Source organism: Amycolatopsis sp. H20-H5 (assembly GCF_035828755.1).
Lineage (GTDB): Bacteria > Actinomycetota > Actinomycetes > Mycobacteriales > Pseudonocardiaceae > Amycolatopsis.
In genome coordinates, this window is the sequence record NZ_JAYMZS010000243.1 from 1 (window position 1) to 3,498 (window position 3,498).

Genomic DNA, 3,498 nt, shown 5'->3' on the forward strand with positions numbered 1-3,498 from the left:
CGCACGACACGAGGTTCTCGTCATCGAACGTGGCGGCGCCGCGCCGCCAGTTGTGGGACAATTTCACTGAAAGTGTCCTTCCGATCCGCACTGATCAGGTCCTCAACACACCCGATTGTTGCAGGTCAAAGAACACTTTCCTCATATCCACGCCGGTCACAAACCCCACCAATCCACGGATCCAGGCTTAGAGGCTCCGACAATTGAGGGTTACTTGAGACGACGGGTGGTGGGGCGGCCGTCCCAGCGGTAGGTCTGGCGGGCTTTCTGGATCAGGCAACGTAGGGTGACGAACGCGGCGGTGAGGTAGAGGTAGAAGTCGACGATCAGGCCGTCGCGGTCGGTGCAGCGGCGGAGCTTGCCGAAGTTGTTCATCCACGAATGTGTGCGTTCCACGACCCAGCGTTTGCCGACCTGGATTGGACTGGGGGTGCCCTTTTTCGCGATCTCGCCGACCAGGCCGTGTTCGGCGAGCACGTCGCGGCTGGGTTTGCCGTCGTAGCCGGAATCCAGGTGCATCACAGGGTTGTCCGGCAGGGTACCCACTTGTCGTTTGGTGGCTTGGATTGTTGGTTCCAGTAGTGGGGAGTCGTGCCGGTTGGCTCCTGTTGAGACGATCCCCACGGGTACACCGCCGCTCTCGGTGCATACCGAGCGTTTCAGGCCGCCCTTGCGGCGGTCGACTGGTGACGGATCCGCCTTGTCCCCGCCACACGGGGCTTTCGTGATGCAACCATCCGTTGCGAGGTCATCCAGTTCCAGTCCGATGATCTTGTCGTAGGCGACCAGGGTGATCTGGTGGAGCCGGGGTCCCAGGCCACGGTGTGCCCACGCGGTGACTCTGCGACGGATGGTGCGATCGGAGCATCCCCGGCTGGCGATGACCTCGTAACCTGAGCCGTGGACCAGGGCAGCGACGATGTGCTCGAACACCACACGATCGGGAATCCGGCGGCGGTGACACCCCACGGGTGGGTCGGGGAAAACTCCGGTCGAGACCCCAGCAGGGCCTCCAGTTCGGCCCAGAGCGGATCAATGAGGGAAGATGGCACAGCAGGCACGGGCAGTCCAGGTGATCACGTAGCGTCAAGAACTCCATGATCACCTACGCCCGTGCCTGCCCTGCTGTCGGACCAGCCACGACCACCGGACAACATCAACTGCCGGAGCCTCTAAACAGCGACAAAACCCTGCCGAGCGCCGCGGTGTCGACCGGGCCCCGGACCGTGTCCACCTGTGCCATCGGCAGTCCTTATCCTCGGTCTCGCAGTTCCCGTCGCAGGATCTTCCCGCTGACCGTTTTTGGCAACTCGGCGAGCACTTCGACCTCGCGTGGGTACTTGTAGGCGGCCAGCCGCTCGCGGCAGTAGGCGACGAGGTCGGCCGGATCGGCCACGCTACCGGGCCGCGCGCTCACGTAGGCCTTGACCGTCTCGCCCCGGTACGCGTCCGGCACCCCGACGACGGCGGCTTCGCGCACCGAAGGATGGGTGTAGAGGACGTCCTCGACCTCGCGCGGCCACACCTTGAACCCGGACGCGTTGATCATGTCCTTCTTGCGGTCGACCACGTAGAGCCAGCCGTCGGCGTCCATGAACCCGATGTCGCCGGTCAGCAGCCGGCCATCGGGCAGCGCGGCCGCGGACTCCCCGGGCCGGTTCCAGTAGCCGGGGACGACCATCGGGCCCTCGACGGCGATCTCGCCCGGTTCACCGGGCGGGAGTTCGGTGCCGTCCTCGGCGAGGATGCGGACGATCGTGTCCGGCACCGGCAGGCCGATCGAGATCGTCCCGGACACTGGATCGACCGGCGCCCGCGCGGACGCGGGCACGGCCACGCAGACCGCGGTCGTCTCGGTCAGCCCGTAGCCGTTGTGGAGGTAGTGGCCGAAGCGCTCTTCGAAGGTGTCGACGACGGCCGGCGGAAGCGCGGCGCCACCGGAGTAGACGCACTGGAAGGAGGCGAAATGCTCCCGCGAGACGTCCGGCTGGGCCATCAGCGCCATGTAGGCCGTCGACGGGCCAACGGTGTAGACGGGGTGGTGTTCGAGAAACGCGTCCAGGACCACGCCGGGCTCGAACCGGTACGCGAGGACGAGGGTGCCGCCGAGGTCGATCGCGGAGGCGACCTCGCCGACTATCCCGGTGATGTGGAACAGCGGCGCCAGCCCGAACAGCACGCTGCCTGGGCCCAGCCCGCTGAACGCGGTCAGGGTCGCGGCGTTGATCCCGATGTTCCCGTGGGTGTTCGTCGCGCCCTTCGGCGTTCCGCTGGTGCCCGAGGTGTAGCTGATCAACGCGACGTCTTCGGCGGAGAACACTGGTTCAGGCGGCCGCGGCCCGCCCGCCCGCGCGACGTCGAGGAGGTCTTCCGCGCCGGGAGTGGCCTCGCGCCGGACCTTGCCGAGCACCCGGGCGTCGTCCCGGGTCTGCAGGTCGAGTTCGCTCGTGGTCAGCGAGATGCGGACGTCGCTCGCGTCGACGACGTCGGAAACGTAGGCGTTCCAGGCCGTCTGCGAGCACACGACGGCCGCGACACCGGCGTCGGTGAGCACGTGCGACAGCTCGGCACTGCGGTACATCGGGTTGACCGGGACGACGATCCCGCCCGCCTTCCAGGCACCAAGCAGCGCGAGGACGAACTGCGGGATGTTCTGGAGCAGCACCACCAGCCGGTCGCCGCGCCGGAACCCCCGCGCGAGCAGATGGTTCGCGACGCCGTCGGAAAGCTCGTCGACCTCGCGGTAGCTCAGGTGCGCGTCGAAGTAGGCGATCGCGGGGACCTCGGGGACGCGCTCCGCGGTCCGCCGGAAGGTCTCCAGCAGGCTGGACGAGCCGACCGCCGGGCCGCTGATTCCGTACTCACCGTACCGGGCGAGCCAGGGCTTCTCGTCGTACCAGCTCACCGGGCACCTTCCACATCGGACACCGACTGTCGGTATGCAGACGCTAGAAGGCGCCGGACCGGCGGTCAACCCCTCGACGGGAGGTGAGGGGGTCCCCGTAGTACTGGCGGCAGAACAACCGGATTGCCTGGTCAGTGTGTCACCACACTTGGTGTTCAGGACGGTCCGACATAGCGGCTGGCGTTACTACGGGGGCCCCAGAACGCCTGCTTTTCCACGCGCAGGACTGGTGATTCGCCAGCGGTGACGGTGCCGGTGAGCTTGGTCAGCTGACTGATCTCGTCCATGTTCGAGATCACCAGCGGGGAGAGTGTGGACTTGGCCTTCTCCTCCAGGAGCGCCAAGTCGACCTTCAGGACGACCTCTCCCTTCGTAACACGCTGGCCCTCCTCGGCCACCCGCGTGAACCCTTCTCCCTTCAGCTCCACGGTGTCGACACCGAAGTGGAAGAACTTCCGAAACCGACCACTAAGGGCGCGCCGATGAATAACCCGTAGAGTCCGGTTGTAGCTGTCATGCTTGTGGTATGCGTGAGGCTGGGGACATCGGGGCAGTGCTGGCGGCGAAGTTCGCGGTGTTGTTGCCGCACCTGG

General features: G+C 66.3%; 2 protein-coding genes and 1 pseudogene. All 3 read right to left on the reverse strand.

Annotation, left to right across the window (positions count from 1 at the left end; translation table 11 throughout):
* Positions 1-210: 210 nt before the first annotated feature.
* Positions 211-1,061, reverse strand: a pseudogene (locus QMK34_RS47065) (IS5 family transposase).
* 191 nt (positions 1,062-1,252) lie between these two features.
* Positions 1,253-2,905: an AMP-binding protein gene (locus QMK34_RS47070; RefSeq protein ID WP_326421544.1), complete on the reverse strand. Its 1,653-nt coding sequence runs from the start codon at positions 2,903-2,905 to the stop codon at positions 1,253-1,255.
* 155 nt (positions 2,906-3,060) lie between these two features.
* A partial coding sequence (locus QMK34_RS47075; protein ID WP_326421546.1) for a PTS glucose transporter subunit IIA occupies positions 3,061-3,498 on the reverse strand: 438 nt, incomplete at its 5' end.